Source organism: Acetobacter fabarum, assembly GCF_040702925.2.
GTDB lineage: Bacteria > Pseudomonadota > Alphaproteobacteria > Acetobacterales > Acetobacteraceae > Acetobacter > Acetobacter fabarum_B.
Map to the genome: position 1 here is coordinate 145,890 of NZ_JBFCXX020000001.1, position 15,615 is coordinate 161,504.

Genomic DNA, 15,615 nt, shown 5'->3' on the forward strand with positions numbered 1-15,615 from the left:
CGCCTGCCTCTTTGGGGTATCAGGCAGGCAGGTCTAGCGCAGGTTGCTCTGGCGCAGCGCAAGGCCGAACTGTACCCAGCCAATGCCGCTTGCTATCAGTTCAACGGCGATAAAGGTGCCAATCAGCCACAGGCCGGACCAGGGCAGGCTGAGGTACAGGCACATGCCCACCACAAGGCTGATCAGCCCGCTGGCCAGAATAATGCCCCAGCCCGGTAGCCCACGGTACTGCAACGCCATGATCGAGCGCAGAACACCCACCACAACAAAACAGGCAGAGGCAAAAACCGTAATGGCCACGGAGCCGGAGACAGGTTCCCTGATCAGCAGGGCACCAGCAAGAACATAAAGCCCGCCGCAGAGCAGGGAAAACAGAAAGCCCCCCCAGTCCTTGACCGCAAGTGCATGTACACCCTGCATGATCCCGGCAAAAATAAGCAGGCCACCAATAAACATGGTGCTGGCGAGGGTAACGGACACCGCATCAAGGCAGGCAACAAAGCCCAGTATGACCAGCGCAACGCCCAATCCGACAAAGAGGGCCCATTTGTGTGCAAATGGCATGGTGTATATCCTTGCGTCCCAGAGTGAAGAGTAGTGCTGCCCTGATAGTATGTTGCTGCGTGTTAATACAAAATAAAAACGGCCCTGCACGCCTCTTGCCCCCTCATCCGCATGGCTTTTGTTGACAGGCCGGTGACGTTCTCGTAAACCCTGCGACCATTGCCGGGAATGTGGACAGACCGGCCAGCGCCTTTTTGCTGGTAATGCGGTGTGCGCCCGCTCCGATCCGTGGTGGACGGAGACTACCGGTGTAATGACGGGCTGTTTCTCCCGGCCCGCCTGTTGAGAGATGAAGAGCGCACTATGAGCAAGCGCCTTGAGAGCAAGTACAAAATCAACCGCCGCCTTGGCGTAAACCTGTGGGGCCGTGCAAAGTCCCCCGTTAACCGTCGTGAATACGGTCCGGGTCAGCACGGTCAGCGCCGCAAGGGCAAGCCTTCTGACTTTTCCGTGCAGCTGATGGCCAAGCAGAAGCTCAAGGGCTACTACGGCAACATCACGGAAAAGCAGTTCCGCCGCTACTATCAGGAAGCCGTGCGTCGTAAGGGCGATACGTCTGAAAACCTGATCAACCTGCTCGAACGTCGTCTGGACGCGGTGATCTACCGCATGAAGTTCGCGATCACGCCGTTTGCTGCCCGTCAGTTCATCAGCCATGGCCACATTCTGGTCAACGGCCGCAAGCTGAACATCCCGTCCTACATCGTTAAGGATGGTGACGTGATTGAAGTGCGTGAAAAGTCCAAGCAGCTTGCCATCGTTCTGGATGCAACCCAGTCCGCTGAGCGTGACGTGCCGGAATACATGGAAGTGGATCATCGCCAGATGAAGGGCACGTTCCTGCGTGGCCCGCAGCTTTCCGATGTGCCGTATCCGGTGCAGATGGAACCGAACCTGGTGGTCGAATTCTACTCCCGTTAATCGGGAACTCCGGTTCGACCTGTGGACGCCGGGTGGAGGGTTTTCTCTCCATCCGGCGTTTGCCGTTTTTATTCATGCCAGAAGCCCCGGAACTGATTTATGTCTGATACCGCCAATCCTGAACTGGGTAAGGAAATTGTCCGCCGTCGTACGTTTGCGATCATCTCGCACCCCGACGCCGGTAAAACCACACTGACCGAGCGCATTCTGCGCGCGGGGGGTGCCATTCAGCTGGCGGGGAACGTGCGGGCCAAAGGCGAGCGCCGCCGCACACGTTCGGACTGGATGGCCATTGAGCGCGACCGTGGCATTTCGGTTGTCAGTTCGGTCATGACGTTTGATTACGGCGGGTGCGTGTTCAACCTGCTCGACACGCCGGGCCATGAAGACTTCTCCGAAGATACATACCGGACCCTCACCGCCGTTGACTCGGCCGTTATGGTGATTGACGCCGCCAAGGGGATAGAAGACCGGACACGCAAGCTGTTCGAAATCTGCCGTCTGCGCGATATTCCCATCGTGACCTTCATCAACAAGATGGACCGCGAGGCACAGGACCCCTTTGCCCTGTTGGACGAAATTGCTTCCTCCCTTGCACTTGATACATGCCCCGCCACCTGGCCGGTTGGCCGTGCGGCCACATTTGTTGGCACGTATGACCTGCTGAACGGCAAACTCAACACGCTCACACCGCTGGCGGAGGACGATGCCCGTCTGGTGCAGATGCGTGAGGAACTGGAACTGGCCGAGGCTGCCTTGCCGGAGTTTGACCGCGCCTCGTTCGATGCCGGGCATCTGACCCCCGTGTTTTTCGGGAGTGCGATCAAGGAAATAGGCGTGACCGACCTGTTGGACGCGCTTGTGGCCTTTGGCCCGTCCCCCCGCGCGCAGGCGGCGGAAAGCCGCACAATCACGGCGGATGAGCCGGGTATGACGGCGCTGGTGTTCAAGATTCAGGCCAACATGGACCCTAACCACCGTGACCGCATTGCTTTTGCGCGCATATGCTCTGGTCGGCTAACGCGGGGTATGCGGCTCAAACACACGCGCACAGGCAAAAGCTTTGCCGTGCACACGCCTCAGTTCTTTTTTGCGCAGGACCGGCATCTGGCGGAAGAAGCCTTTGCAGGCGACGTTGTGGGCATTCCCAACCACGGCACCTTGCGTATTGGTGACACACTGACCGAGGGGGAGGACATCCGCTTTACCGGTGTTCCCCATTTTGCCCCCGAAATCCTGCGCCGTGTGCGTCTTGATGACGCCATGAAGGCCAAAAAGCTCAAACAGGCTCTGGTGCAGCTGGCGGAGGAAGGGGTCGTACAGCTCTTCAGGCCGCAGGATGGCGCGCCTCCCATTGTGGGTGTGGTGGGCACACTGCAGCTTGATGTGTTGCAGGCCCGGCTGCAGGCGGAATATGGCGTTGGTATCGGGTTTGACTCCACACCGTTCTCCCTTGCGCGCTGGATCACCGGACCACGGAGTAAAATTGAGGCGTTTGCCGCCTCCAACCGCTCTGCCATGGCGGATGATCTGGATGATGACCCTGTTTTTCTTGCAACGTCGGGCTTTATGATGCGCCGGACAGAAGAGCAGAACCCCGACATCAAGTTCCACGATATTAAGCAGATCGGGATCGAAATCGGCTAAGGGGCGCAGGCACAGGTGTTTTTGCGGCAACTCAGTTACCTGATCGCGCTGGACCAGCACCGCCATTTTTCGCGCGCAGCACAGGCCTGTGGGGTCTCCCAGCCAGCACTTTCCTCTGCGATCAGGCAGCTGGAAAACGAGCTGGGTATTACCATCATCAACCGCAACCGCCGGTTTTTCGGGCTGACGGAGGAAGGCCAGCGTGTGCTGATCTGGGCCCGCCAGACCTTGGCGGATCTGGATAGCCTGCGGCAGGAGGCCGCTTTTGCACAGGATGTGGCAGGCGGGTTTGTCTCCATTGGTATCATGCCGCAGGGGGTGCAGGTTGCGCCGCTGCTGCTGGAGCATTTTCGCAGCGCCGTGCCTGCCCTGCGGGTTGAGGTCACTGTTTACCCCAATGCGGAAATCCTGCATCAACTCAGGGAGCAGCGCATTCATCTGGGGCTGATGTATCTGGAGCAGGTGCCCAAGGATGGACCGTTCGAGGTCCAGCGCCTGTACGCCGAGCATTACGTGCTGATTGCAGCCCCTTCCATTCCATTGCCAGCGGAGCACAGATGCGGCTGGGCAGAGGCGGCCACCCTGCCGCTGGGGCTGCTCAACCGCAATATGCACAGCAGGCAACTGGTGGATGCCTGTTTTGCACAGGCTGGCGTGGTGCCGCAGGTCATGCTGGAAACCAATGTGCTGGAACTGCTGCATACGGAAATCATGGCAGGCAAGGTGGCTGGTATTATGCCCATATCCGCCTTGCCAGAGCGTACAGGTCCTATGGAGCCGTTGCAGGTATGCAGGCTGGACCCGTCCCCAGCGCCGGATGTTGGTGTGCTCCGGCTGAACCAGCCTAATTCCACCGCGCTGCTTACCCGCCTGTGGCATGTCGCCACGACTTTGGAACTGGACAGTATTTATACTGCTTAGCAGATTGTGGGTTCATCATAAATCCTGCTTATGATGTAATCAGAACAAACGCTTGGACTTATGCAGCCGATCTGAACATCGTGCGGTTTTTTCCGGCTGGCTGAGTACAACACACCATGAACAATATGGACCCAGACGCAGGCGTGCCCGGCCACCGGTGCGGGGGTACGCTGTTGCTGGCTGCGTGGCATGCGCTCAGCGCGCACTGGGCGGGCAAGCTTAAATGGCTTGTTGCCCCGTCCTACGGGGATGTCGCTTTTGCCGTACGCTCGGCCTTTGCCGCCGGGCTGTCCCTTGTCATCGCCATGGCCATGGAGCTGGACAGCCCCCAGTGGGCACCGCTGACCGTATGGGTGGTTGCGCAGTCCTCCCGTGGGGAGAGCTTATCCAAGGCACGGTGGCGTATTGCGGGCACAATTCTGGGCTGTTGTGTGGCGGTGGGGCTTATTGCCGCTTTTCCGCAAAGTCCTGCCCTGTTTTTTGGTGTGCTGGCCTGCTGGATTGGCCTGTGCTGCGGCATGGCCACCTTTTTGGAGGGGTATAAAGCTTACGGGCTGGTCCTGACCGGCTTTACCTCGGCCATTGTGGCTACCGGGGCCATTATGCAGCCTGATCAGGTGTTTGACATCGCCATGGCGCGCGGCACGTATATTGTGCTGGGCGTGGTGTGCGAGGCCCTGCTGGCCTTGCTGTTCATGCCCGGCCTGCAGGCCCATGCGCGTGCCCGGCTCAAAACCCGGCTGGAAAGCGTACAGGCGCTGGTGCGCAACCGTGTAACCTGTCTGGTGGAAGGGCACCCGACAACCGAACTGGACCAGAGTCCGCTGCTGGGCGAACTGACCGCCACAGGCAGCCGTATTGAATACGATGCGCTGGAAGCCGGGGGGTATGGCCATATGGCCGACCATGCCCGTGCCGCACTGGCGGGGCTGCTGGTGATGCTGGCCCGGGCAGAAGGGCTGGCTACCCTTAAGCTGCTGCCTGCCAGCACGGTGCCAACATCCATCCGCAAGGATGAGCGCAGTATTGACGAGCACGTGCAGGCCTGCCTGACACACCGGCGGGAGGACCATTTCCGTTTTCGTATCCGCTCGCGCAGGCATACGCTGGAAGCGGTGGAAAACGGTGTTCGTGCCTGTGCGGGTATTCTGGTTGGCTGGCTGCTGTGGGAGGTTACGGCATGGCCTGCGGGGCCAACCTTTATGTCACTGCTGGCACTTGTGTATGGCTTGCTGGCCACGCGGGAAAACCCCGTTGTGGCCTCGGCTCCGTTCTTTCGGGGGGCCGTATGGTGCGTGCTGGCGGCCGGGGTTTACGTAACGCTGGTTCTGCCCGCGCTCAGTACGCCTGAGCTGCTGGTACTGCTGCTTATGGTGCCTATGGTTATTGGCGGGCTTGCTGCGCGTAACCCGGCTACGGCGGGCTATGCGTTTTCGTTCAACATGTTTCTGCCTGTTCTGATGGGGCCGAATAATCAGGGACGGTATGACGAGATTTCATTCCTCAACACGGCCCTTGCATTTCTGGGGGCGGTTCTGGTGGCGGGGTGGACATACCGCACGGTTCTGCCGTTCAGGCCCGATTCCCATATGCTGCGCACGGCACGCTGGACCAGCAGGCAACTACGGGAACTGGCCTCTGCCAATAATCGGGTTTCGGTTTATCAGTGGTTGTCGGGCAATGCGGAGAGTCTGGTGCGGATTGTGCGTAATGCCCAGGGTATTGCCCTGCCGCAGCGCAAAGCCTTTGCCCGTCAGCAGTTCTCGAGCATGGTGAGTGGAATGCATGTTATTCTGCTGCGCGAGCTTGCTCTGGCCCCCACCACGCCGCGCACTGTGCAGCAGGCATTCCGGGCTTTTCTGCGGCACTGGGAGCAGGATGATGGGGTGGTGGTAACCCGGCAGGCAGCCATAACTGCACGCTGGCTTGGCAGGCAGGTCGCACAGATGCCCCCCCAGCAGCAGGAAATATTTGAGCACGCCTTGCTCAGTCTCCAGCTTCTGGCCTGCGCGCAGCCTATGGAACTGCCATAAAAAAAGGGGATGCCGAAGCACCCCCTTGTGGTCACCCTCCGCTGCCGGACCTGCCCGTGGCGGAGGAGGTGGCCTGTAACTTAGGCCAGACCCTGCTTGAGGGCTGCCGTCAGTTCCTTGGACGTGACATTGCCGCCCAGATCCTTGGTGCGGACGCCGCCTTCGGTGATCACTTTTTTGATCGCGGCATCAATCCGGTCAGCCTGCTTGTTGTGGCCAACGTGGCGCAGCATCATCACAGCAGCCAGCAGCAGGGCCAGCGGGTTGGCGATGCCTTTGCCTGCAATGTCGGGTGCTGAGCCATGGACGGCTTCAAACACGGCGGCTTTTTCGCCAATATTCGCACCCGGCGCCATACCCAGACCACCCACCAGACCAGCGGTCAGGTCGGACAGGATGTCCCCGAACAGGTTGGTGGTCACAATCACATCAAACTGCCACGGGTTGATGACGAGCTGCATGGCGCAGGCGTCCACAATCCGTTCGTTAAAGGCGATGCGGCCTTTGTATTCCTCGGCAACCTTGCGCCCTTCTTCAAGGAACAGGCCGGTCAGCAGCTTGAGGATGTTGGCCTTGTGCACGATTGTAACCGTCTTGCGGTTGTTTTTTTCGGCATAATCAAAGGCGTATTTGACAATCCGGCGGCATTCCGCGCGGGAGGTAAAGCCGGAGCTCAGAGCAATACCCTTGGGGTCTTCACCCACGGGAATGTAGTGCTCCATGGCGGCATAATAGCCTTCCAGGTTCTCACGGAAGAGAACGAGGTCAATGTCCTCAAACCGGCCACCGGGGACAATGGTCTTGGTGGGGCGCAGGTTGGCGAACAGGCCGAATTCCTGCCGGAGTGTCACATTAATGGACTTGAAGCCACCACCAACGGGTGTGGTCAGTGGGCCTTTAAGGGCAAGGCCCGTACGGCGGATGCTCTCAATGGTCTGCTTGGGCAGTGGGTCGTTAACCGCATCTACACCAGCCATGCCGGCCAGCTGACGGTCCCATACAAACGGGGCGTCAACCGCGTCCAGAATTTCGATAACCGATTCAACAATTTCAGGGCCAATGCCATCACCGGGAATAAGTGTGGCGGGAATGGTCTTGCTATGTGCTGTCATTCTGAGAAGCTCCCTTTCAACGTTCGGTGCCTGTTCTGCGCCTCTTTGGACGCACAGGCGATTCCCATTTACGTGACCATTGGTGGCCAGAGCCTGCTATCACGCCTTGTTGAGAGGCGCACAGGCTGTTTGCAGCCAATTTTTTGCATCTGCGGGCAGGTGCGGGCCAATCTGATGCAAGATTTCTGCATGGTAGCTATCCAGCAGGGCGGTATCTGCTTCTCCCATAAGGGAGAGGTCGATCAGTTTCCGGTCAAACGGGGCCATCGTCAGGGTTTCGAATTCCAGAAAAGACCGCGTGGAGTCTGCGACTTCGGCCGGGCGGACCAGAACAAGGGTTTCCAGCCGGATACCGTAAGCACCGGGCAGGTAAAAGCCCGGCTCGTTGGACAGAACCATGCCTGCCTGCAACGCAATGGTGGAAACCGCCTTGGAAATACGGGCAGGCCCTTCATGCACCGATAAGAAGCTGCCAACGCCATGGCCGGTCCCGTGGTCAAAATCCAGCCCTGCCTGCCAAAGGTCGTACCGTGCCAGTGCATCCAGCGCATGGCCTTTTGTGCCCATGGGGAAGCGCGCATGGCCAAGGCGCAGGTTGCCCTTGAGCACGCGGGTAAACGCGGCTTTTAGTGCTGGCGGGGGTGTGTTGGGGCCACACCAGAGCGTACGGGTGACATCGGTTGTGCCATCGGGGTACTGGCCACCGCTGTCGATCAGGTACACGTCATCGGCGGTTATGGCGCGGTTGCTCTGCGGGGTTACGCTGTAGTGGATAATGGCCCCGTTTGGCCCAGCGCCTGAAATGGCCGTAAACGAGTCCTCCACATAGTCTGCCGCGGCACGCCGGAATGTGGCGAGCTGTCTGGCGGCATCCAGTTCGGTTGTGGTGGTGGCGTGGGTGTCCATCCAGTGCAAAAAGCGGCACAGGGCCACGCCGTCGCGCAGGTGGGCTGCGCGCATGCCCTGCTGCTCAACCGGGTTTTTGCAGGCTTTGGGCAACAGGCACGGGTCGGGGGTAGTGGCAACGGTTGCGTTATGGCGGCCCAGTATTTGCGTAAACCACACGGCATTGCTTGCCGGGTCCACACCCACGGTACGCCCTGCCAGTGTGGCCAGCACCTGCTCCAGATCCGAGGGCGCATGGATACGCACCTCCGCACCCAGCCATGCGCGCACGTCTGCGGGTATTTTGTCAGGCTGGATTATCAGGTCAACGCCGGCATCGGCATGGATAATGGCAAAAGCTAGCACAACGGGGGTACAGGGAATATCCGTCCCACGGATATTGAGCAGCCAGGCAATGGAGGCTGAATCGCTCAGTACGGCGGCATCCTGCCCCAGATGGCGCAGGTCGTGCGCAATGCGCTCACGCTTGCTGGCCGAACTTTCGCCCGCATAACGCAGGGGGTGTATAAATGCAGGGCCAGCGGGCAGGGCAGGGCGGTCCTGCCAGAGTGTATCCACCAGATTATGCGCGGTGGGGGTAAGGCAAAGCTGCTCGTGTTGCAGGTAGGGAGCCAGTTCCGCGGCGCTCATAATGCGTGGGTCGTAGCCAATGCGGGCATCGGGCCGGGCGTTGGCGGCCAGCCATGTGGCGGGGGGCACCTGCCCGCCATGCACACGCTCCCAGCATGTGCCATCTACCTGCTGGTCCATTTGTGTGATGTAGCGACCATCGGAAAAAACGGCGGCCTTGTCTGCCAGCACAATGGCTGTGCCTGCGCTGCCGGTAAAGCCGCTTATCCATGCCAGCCGCTGTGCGCAGGCAGGAGTGTACTCCCCCAGAAACTCATCCCCATGTGGAATAATCACGCCATCCAGCCCGTTCTGGCGCAATACGGCACGAAGCAAGGCAAGTCTGCTCAGGGATAAGGAGGCCAAGATACTACTCCGCAGATGCTGGGCTAGGGTCGGGCGCAGGGTGGCTCAGGCATAGGCTGCCCTGCGCAAAGGAGCGGCAAAAGATCAGGCGGGGCGATACCCGCCGGGGCGGCGCAGGATCAGTGTTGCCCAGTCCCCTTCGGTCAGGACCTGCTCAAGCACCAGCCCCTGCCTGCGGTGGGCTGCCAGCACCATGCGGATTTGCGTTTGCAGCAGGCCAGCCAGAATAACCGTGCCACCGGGGGCCAGTGCCTGTGCCAGATCCTTGGCCATAAGGCAGAGCGGGCGGGCCAGAATATTGGCAAAAACCAGATCATACGGTGCGTTCCTGCGGATGGCGGGCGTTTGCCAGCCATTGCCAAGGCGGCAGGTGAGGGCACGGTTGAGCCGGTTGCGCCGCGCATTCTGGGCGGAAACACGGACCGACCATGGCTCGATATCCACCGCCAGCACCTTCTGGTGCAAAAGGGCTGCCGCGGCCATGGCCAGAATACCCGTGCCACAGCCAAGGTCCAGAATGCGGCGGGGGTGGCGGTGGGCAATGCGTTCCAGTGCGCGCAGGCAGCCACGGGTGGAACCATGCTCGCCCGAGCCAAAAGCCACGCCCGCGTCCAGCGTGAGCACAATACGGGTTGCCTCGGGTGCATCGGGCAGATGGGTGCCGCGCACCACAAAGCGTTTACCCACCTTCTGTTCGGGAAAAGCCTCATACGTGCGGGCAAGCCAGCCTTCGGCTTCGGTTGCTGCGCGTGCCAGCGGGGCGGAGACACCACTGGTCAGTTCGGCCAGTATAAGGGCCAGTGTCAGTTCGTCCTCACGGTGTCCCATGTCTTTTACGCCCTCAACCCGCCATTGGGTGCCTTCGGGGTTGGCCTCAAAAATACCAACCGTGGTGCAGATGCTGCCAATGGCGTTTTCGTACGCTTCCACCGCAGCTTCAGGTACGGTGACAGAAATGGTTTCCAGGCTTGTAGCGTGGCGGCGGGGTGTGGGAGCCATTATAGTTTCTCGATAAAGGAGGAAAGAAGCCGTTTTGTGCCCGCGTCTTCAAACGCGATTTCCAGATGGTTGCGGTCAGCCGCAATAACGATGCCCACGCCAAAACGGGGGTGGCGGACCTGCTGCCCCAGCTCAAAGGCCGGTTCCGCCTCGGGCGGGCGTTTGCGGCGGGCAACAACGGGGCCGCTGTCAAACAGGCTCTGTTCGGCAAACAGGCCGCGGCGGGCGGAGCCACCTTCGTTTTTGCGGCTTATGTGCTCCTCTGGCAGTTCATCCAGAAAGCGGCTGGGCATGGAAGGCTGCCAGTTGGCGTAAATGCGCCTGCTTCCGGCATGGAAGATCATGGCCTGTTTGCGCGCACGGGTTATGCCCACATAGGCCAGACGCCGCTCCTCCTCCAGCCCTTTAAGCCCGCCTTCATCCAGCGTGCGCTGGGAGGGAAAAACGCCTTCCTCCCAGCCGGGGAGGAACACCGTATCAAACTCCAGCCCTTTTGCTCCGTGGAGTGTCATGATCGAGAGTTTGGCATCCTGCGCTTTTTCGTCCGTTTCCATCACAAGGGAGACATGCTCCAAGAACTCGCCCAGCGTGCCAAAATCGGCCAGAGCGCGCACAAGTTCTTTCAGGTTTTCCAGCCGTCCGGGGGCTTCGGGCGAGCGGTCGAGGCGCCACATTTCAAGGTAGCCGCTCTCTTCCAGCAGATGTTCAACGGCCAGCACGTGGCCTTCGCGGCTCAGAATATCCCGCGTGGTGTTCAGGGCATTGGTGAGTGTGCGCAACTGGTCGGCCATTTTGCCCTTGAGCTGGCCGGTTTCGAGCATGGTCCGGGTTGCAACACTGACAGGAGTATTGGCAAAGCGGGCCGCCTCGCGCAGTTTTTGCAGGCTGGCCGGACCAACGCCGCGCTTGGGCACGTTGATAATCCGCTCGAACGCCAGATCATCCGCCGGTTGGCTGAGCACGCGCATATAGGCCAGAGCATCGCGGATTTCGGCTCGCTCGTAAAAGCGCACGCCGCCGACAATGCGGTAGGGCAGGCCGGTCTGTACAAGCCGCTCCTCAAACGCACGGGTCTGGAACCCGGCACGGACCAGAATGGCCATTTCCGCCAGAGACTGCCCTTTATGGTGCAGGCGCTCGGCTATGTCGCACACGCTACGGGCCTCTGCGTCTGAATCCCATACGCTGGTGACAAGCACTTTTTCCCCATCCGAGGGGTCATCCCGCCCCGAGCGCAGGGTTTTGCCCAGCCGCTCCCCGTTATGGGCGATCAGCCCTGCGGCGGCGCCCAGAATATGGCGGGTCGAGCGGTAGTTCCGTTCCAGCCGGACAATTTTTGCACCGGGAAAATCTTTTTCAAACCGCAGGATGTTTTCAACTTCCGCACCACGCCAGGAGTAGATGGACTGGTCATCATCCCCCACGCAGCAGATATTGGCCGTACCATCGGCCTGTTTGGCCAGCAGGCGCAGCCACAGATACTGCACGATGTTGGTGTCCTGGTACTCATCGACCAGAATGTAGCGGAACAGCCGGTGGTACTGGGCCAGCACATCGGGGCGGGTCCGCAGGATTTCGGTCACGTGGAGCATCAGGTCGCCAAAGTCGCAGGCGTTGAGCTGTATCAGGCGGGCCTGATAAGCCTCGTAAATGGCGCGGGCGTGATGATTGGCAAAATCCGTATCTTCGGACGGGGTGACGCGTGCAGGTGTCAGCCCCCGGTCCTTCCAGCGCTGGATCACCCCAAGCAGGCCGGGTGCGGGCCAGCGTTTGGTGTCGATCTGCCAGGGTTCCATAACCTGCTTGAGCAGGCGGAGCTGGTCGTCCGTGTCCAGGATGGTAAAGCTCTGGGTCAGTCCCACATACTCCGCATGGCGGCGCAGCATGCGTGCGCACAGGGCATGGAAGGTGCCAAGCCACAGCCCCTCCGCCGGTGCGCCAAGGAGCAGGGCAACACGCTCGCGCATTTCCCGCGCGGCCTTGTTGGTAAAGGTTACTGCCAGTATCTGCCACGGTTTGGCGCGCTCGGTCAGCAGGATATGGGCAAAACGTGTGGTCAGCACACGGGTTTTGCCGGTTCCTGCGCCAGCCAGAACCAGCAGCGGGCCATCTGTTGTCTCAATGGCCGCGCGTTGCTCGGGGTTCAGGCGCGCAAGGTAGGAGGAGCCGCTCTGCGGAGCAGTGTGGGAGGTGGGATGAGAAGGGGGCTCGAATGTCGTCACCATTCCCTTATATAGTGATGTTCGCCTCAGGCCAATCGGAGCAATAGGATGGCGAAAACAAAGATGTCGCCAACCCCTGCTTCTTCCGTTCAGGAAGGGGCGAGCGGGTTTGCATCAACCGGGCCAGCGGGGCACCGCGGGCGTATGCGCCAGCGGGTGCTGGCCCATGGTGCGGGCGGGCTGGCCGATTACGAATTGCTGGAAATGCTCCTGTTTTACGGTGTGCCGCGGCGGGACACAAAACCTCTGGCCAAAAGCCTGATCAACCAGTTCGGGTCTTTGTCCGCCGTGCTCGATTCCGCGCCCGCAGTGTTGCAGGGGGCCGGTGTGCCGCACGGCGCCGCAGCTTTATGTGCGCAGTTGCCGGATGTGGCGGCCTGTCTGGTGCGCGATAGTGGCAGTCGTCGCGTTTATCTGGGCGACTGGGACAGTCTTTTGCAGTATTGCAACACGGTGTTACGGGCTGTGGAACGGCCGCAGATGCGTATGCTGCTGCTCGATAGCCGCAACACCCTGCTGGCGGATGAGCCGCTGGCAGGAGCCATGCCAAAAGCAAAACCTGCGGCGGAGTTTGTGCAGCAGACTGTGGCTCATGTTCTGCAACGCGCGCTGGAGGTGCAGGCCTGTGCGGTTGTGAGCGTGTATCTGGCCGAACCGGGGCAGGACGAGCAGACCCTGCTCCAGACTTGCGCGCCTTTTGTTACGGGCCTGCGCAAGTCTGCTCCCTTGCTGGCGATCAGCCTGCATGACCATCTGGTGGTTGGGGCTAACGCATGGGCAAGTGCGCGCCAGAAGGCGACAGACTGGTGAGCCGTCCCCACACGCCACCGGGTATGGCCGATGGCGCGGCTTTTTTTGCAAGACCGCAGGAAGAACTGGCGCAGGTTCAACCTCTGGCCGGGGCGCTACCTGTGGGGCCGGATCACCGGCAATGCCTTGTCGCATTACTTGGGGCCGCAGGTATGGCGCCTGCGCAGGCATGCGAGAAGGCTGAAGCCCTTATGGGAGAATATGCCACCCTGTCTGCCGTGCTGCTGGCTGCGGCACAGCAGGAGGGAAGTGTACGTCTGCTCCCCGAAGCCGTGCGTGTGTTGCTGATCCTTGTGCGTGAGAGCGCCTTCCGCCTGCATCGCGCCCGCTTGCAGCGTGAGAGCGTTCTGTGTGAGCGTCCCGCCCTTAACGCTTATTTGTCAGCTCTTATGGCGCATGAAAAAACCGAGCAGATGCGTGTGCTGTTCCTTGATGCAGCCAGCCGGCTTGTGGCGGATGAAGTCATGGGGCGCGGTACGGTGGACCATGCGCCTGTTTACCCGCGTGAGATTGTAAGGCGTGCACTGGTCTTGCAAGCCAGCAGCTTTGTGCTGGTGCATAACCATCCGAGCGGGGATGTTCAGCCTTCCGCCGAGGATATGCGCATGACCGGGCAGATTATTGCCGCCGCCCGCGTTGTAGGGCTGAGCGTGGCCGACCATCTGATCGTGGGACGGGAGCAGGTCCTGAGCATGAAGGAGGCGGGGTTACTGTAACCACTTCTTCCGCTCAGGCCGTGGGGCTAGTCCTCGTCTGCGGGTGGGGGAGAGGCGCATTTGGTTGCCAGCGGGCCAAGAGCTGCCTGTATGCCCCAGTCCCCGGGGAGTGCGCCGTAGGGGAACAGAATATTCACATGCCCCATCTTGCGCCCTTCACGGGCTTCTTTTTTTCCATACAGATGCGGAATATGGCCCGGATAAGCCAGAATGGCGGGCCACAGGGCCATATCTTCAGGGCCGACAAGGTTTTTCATCACCGCATCCGAGTGGCGGGTGGCGTGGGGCAGGGGCAGGCCCGCAACCGCGCGGATGTGCATGTCAAACTGGTCCTGTGCGCAGGCATCCATGGTCCAGTGGCCCGAATTGTGGGGGCGCGGGGCAACCTCGTTCACCATCAGTGAGCCATCGCGCACAAGAAACATTTCCACGCCCATAATGCCAACCAGATCAAACCGCCCGGCAATCAGGGCGGCCAGTCGGCCCGCTTCTTCCGCAACGCTTTCGGGTACGGGGGCAGGGGCGAGAGTCAGATCCAGAATACCGTGCCAGTGGTGGTTTAAAACCGTGTCAAAGCACCGGGTTGTGCCATCTGTGCCGCGTACGACCATAACGCTCAGTTCGCAGGCAAAATCGACCATGCCTTCGGCCACCAGCGGGTGCGGGGCGAGTGCTGCAAAAGCTTCATCCAGTTCCGCGGCATTCTGCACACGGCGCTGGCCCTTGCCATCATACCCGTTGCGGGTAGTCTTGAGGATAAGCGGAAAACCCAGCCTGTCTGCCGCTGCATGCAGGGAGCTATGGTCCGTTACCGCATGCCACGGCGCCAGTGGCACTCCGGCTTCTGCCAGAAAGGTCTTTTCCGCCAGCCGGTCCTGACTGATACGCAGGATATTGCCAGACGGGCGCACAGGGCAATGCCTGCTCAGCCGGTCCAGTGCATCGGCACTAATGTTTTCAAACTCGAAGGTGACCACATCAACGGCTTTGGCAAAAGCGTCCAGTGCCGCGGGGTCATCATACGCACCAAGGGTTATGGCGCTGCAAACCTGTGCGGCCGGGCCATGGGCGTCCTGAGTGAGAATATGCGTTTTATAGCCCAGTCGGGAGGCTGCAACAGCAGACATGCGGCCAAGCTGCCCCCCACCCACAATGCCAATAACGGCGTTGGGGGCCAGAGCTGCGTGTGTGTGGGTCATTCGTTTTCTGTCACGGGTGTGTCGGCAACCGATGCGGTCTGTATCGCGCGCCATGCTTCCAGCCGTGCGGCCAGTTCAGGGTTTTGCAGGGCCAGAATGGAAGCCGCCAGCAGGGCCGCGTTCTTGGCCCCTGCCGCGCCAATGGCCAGCGTGCCAACGGGTACGCCACCGGGCATCTGCACAATGGAGAGCAGGCTGTCCATGCCCTTGAGTGCGCGGGATTCCACAGGCACACCCAGCACGGGCAGGCGGGTCCATGCCGCGCACATGCCAGGCAGGTGGGCCGCACCGCCAGCCCCGGCGATAATAACAGACAACCCCCGCTCCGCTGCCGTACGGGCGTATTCCGCCAACCGGTCCGGTGTACGGTGGGCAGAGACAATGCGGGTTTCGTACGGGATTTCCAGTGTGTTCAGAATGGCATCGGCATGGCGCATGGTTTCCCAGTCTGACTGGCTGCCCATGATAATGCCAACCTTGGGGGGGGCGGCCGCAGCGCTGTTATCTGCCGCGTGGGAGGTGGTGGTCTGGGGGGCTGTTGTGTTCACAGGGGGAGGGTATCCGGTCTTGCTAATGCTGGTCCTGTTGCA

General features: G+C 60.6%; 13 protein-coding genes. 6 read left to right on the plus strand and 7 right to left on the minus strand.

What is annotated here, in order from left to right:
* Window positions 1-33: 33 nt before the first annotated feature.
* Window positions 34-564, minus strand: a complete 531-nt coding sequence (locus AB2L51_RS00645) for an HdeD family acid-resistance protein (RefSeq protein WP_395580680.1) — start codon at window positions 562-564, stop codon at window positions 34-36.
* Between the two features lie 303 nt (window positions 565-867).
* On the opposite strand from AB2L51_RS00645, the gene rpsD reads away from it, so the two are divergent.
* The 4 genes from rpsD (at window position 868) to AB2L51_RS00665 (ending at window position 6,086) form a co-directional block, all read left to right on the plus strand.
* Entirely contained in the window at window positions 868-1,485 is a 618-nt protein-coding gene (gene rpsD / locus AB2L51_RS00650) for a 30S ribosomal protein S4 (protein WP_025824941.1), read from the plus strand.
* Between the two features lie 99 nt (window positions 1,486-1,584).
* Window positions 1,585-3,132, plus strand: coding sequence for a peptide chain release factor 3 (locus AB2L51_RS00655; protein ID WP_395580681.1), 1,548 nt, complete (start codon window positions 1,585-1,587; stop codon window positions 3,130-3,132).
* 15 nt (window positions 3,133-3,147) lie between these two features.
* A complete protein-coding gene (locus AB2L51_RS00660) occupies window positions 3,148-4,053 on the plus strand; it encodes a LysR family transcriptional regulator (RefSeq protein ID WP_395580682.1) in 906 nt (301 codons plus the stop codon).
* 116 nt (window positions 4,054-4,169) lie between these two features.
* Entirely contained in the window at window positions 4,170-6,086 is a 1,917-nt protein-coding gene (locus AB2L51_RS00665) for an FUSC family protein (RefSeq protein ID WP_395580683.1), read from the plus strand.
* Window positions 6,087-6,166: 80 nt separating this feature from the next.
* Here AB2L51_RS00665 and AB2L51_RS00670 read toward each other — a convergent pair whose 3' ends face one another.
* From AB2L51_RS00670 to AB2L51_RS00685, 4 genes are all read right to left on the minus strand, one after another.
* On the minus strand, window positions 6,167-7,198 hold the full coding sequence (locus AB2L51_RS00670) for an isocitrate/isopropylmalate dehydrogenase family protein (protein ID WP_166110241.1): 1,032 nt from the start codon (window positions 7,196-7,198) through the stop codon (window positions 6,167-6,169).
* 99 nt (window positions 7,199-7,297) lie between these two features.
* Window positions 7,298-9,079 (minus strand): M24 family metallopeptidase, encoded by a 1,782-nt coding sequence (locus AB2L51_RS00675; RefSeq protein ID WP_395580684.1) that lies wholly within the window; start codon window positions 9,077-9,079, stop codon window positions 7,298-7,300.
* An 84-nt stretch (window positions 9,080-9,163) separates the two neighbouring features.
* Window positions 9,164-10,078 carry a 50S ribosomal protein L11 methyltransferase gene (locus tag AB2L51_RS00680; protein WP_395580685.1) on the minus strand — a complete coding sequence of 305 codons (915 nt, stop codon included), beginning with the start codon at window positions 10,076-10,078 and terminating at the stop codon, window positions 9,164-9,166.
* Complete coding sequence (locus AB2L51_RS00685) at window positions 10,078-12,303, minus strand: ATP-dependent helicase (protein WP_395580686.1); 2,226 nt, start codon at window positions 12,301-12,303, stop codon at window positions 10,078-10,080. The genes AB2L51_RS00680 and AB2L51_RS00685 overlap by 1 nt, the downstream gene beginning before the upstream one ends.
* 45 nt (window positions 12,304-12,348) lie before the next feature.
* On the opposite strand from AB2L51_RS00685, the gene AB2L51_RS00690 reads away from it, so the two are divergent.
* On the plus strand, window positions 12,349-13,110 hold the full coding sequence (locus tag AB2L51_RS00690; RefSeq protein ID WP_395580687.1) for a JAB domain-containing protein: 762 nt from the start codon (window positions 12,349-12,351) through the stop codon (window positions 13,108-13,110).
* The gene (locus AB2L51_RS00695) at window positions 13,107-13,826 is read left to right on the plus strand and encodes a JAB domain-containing protein (RefSeq protein ID WP_395580688.1); all 720 of its coding nucleotides are present in this window, start codon (window positions 13,107-13,109) and stop codon (window positions 13,824-13,826) included. The genes AB2L51_RS00690 and AB2L51_RS00695 overlap by 4 nt, the downstream gene beginning before the upstream one ends.
* A 26-nt stretch (window positions 13,827-13,852) precedes the next feature.
* Here the strand turns inward: AB2L51_RS00695 and AB2L51_RS00700 are convergent, their stop codons facing one another.
* Together AB2L51_RS00700 and purE are read right to left on the minus strand one after the other, a co-directional pair.
* Complete coding sequence (locus AB2L51_RS00700; RefSeq protein ID WP_395580689.1) at window positions 13,853-15,025, minus strand: 5-(carboxyamino)imidazole ribonucleotide synthase; 1,173 nt, start codon at window positions 15,023-15,025, stop codon at window positions 13,853-13,855.
* Window positions 15,022-15,573, minus strand: coding sequence for a 5-(carboxyamino)imidazole ribonucleotide mutase (gene purE / locus AB2L51_RS00705; protein ID WP_395580690.1), 552 nt, complete (start codon window positions 15,571-15,573; stop codon window positions 15,022-15,024). The genes AB2L51_RS00700 and purE overlap by 4 nt, the downstream gene beginning before the upstream one ends.
* Window positions 15,574-15,615 lie beyond the last annotated feature (42 nt).

What these genes read in the sequence shown, in the direction of transcription:
- AB2L51_RS00665 (WP_395580683.1), top strand. Translation starts at nt 4,170, where the DNA reads ATGAACAATATGGACCCAGACGCAGGCGTGCCCGGCCACCGGTGCGGG.
- AB2L51_RS00645 (WP_395580680.1), bottom strand. Translation starts at nt 564, where the DNA reads ATGCCATTTGCACACAAATGGGCCCTCTTTGTCGGATTGGGCGTTGCG.
- AB2L51_RS00670 (WP_166110241.1), bottom strand. Translation starts at nt 7,198, where the DNA reads ATGACAGCACATAGCAAGACCATTCCCGCCACACTTATTCCCGGTGAT.
- AB2L51_RS00700 (WP_395580689.1), bottom strand. Translation starts at nt 15,025, where the DNA reads ATGACCCACACACACGCAGCTCTGGCCCCCAACGCCGTTATTGGCATT.
- AB2L51_RS00685 (WP_395580686.1), bottom strand. Translation starts at nt 12,303, where the DNA reads ATGGTGACGACATTCGAGCCCCCTTCTCATCCCACCTCCCACACTGCT.
- AB2L51_RS00655 (WP_395580681.1), top strand. Translation starts at nt 1,585, where the DNA reads ATGTCTGATACCGCCAATCCTGAACTGGGTAAGGAAATTGTCCGCCGT.
- AB2L51_RS00690 (WP_395580687.1), top strand. Translation starts at nt 12,349, where the DNA reads ATGGCGAAAACAAAGATGTCGCCAACCCCTGCTTCTTCCGTTCAGGAA.
- rpsD (WP_025824941.1), top strand. Translation starts at nt 868, where the DNA reads ATGAGCAAGCGCCTTGAGAGCAAGTACAAAATCAACCGCCGCCTTGGC.
- AB2L51_RS00680 (WP_395580685.1), bottom strand. Translation starts at nt 10,078, where the DNA reads ATGGCTCCCACACCCCGCCGCCACGCTACAAGCCTGGAAACCATTTCT.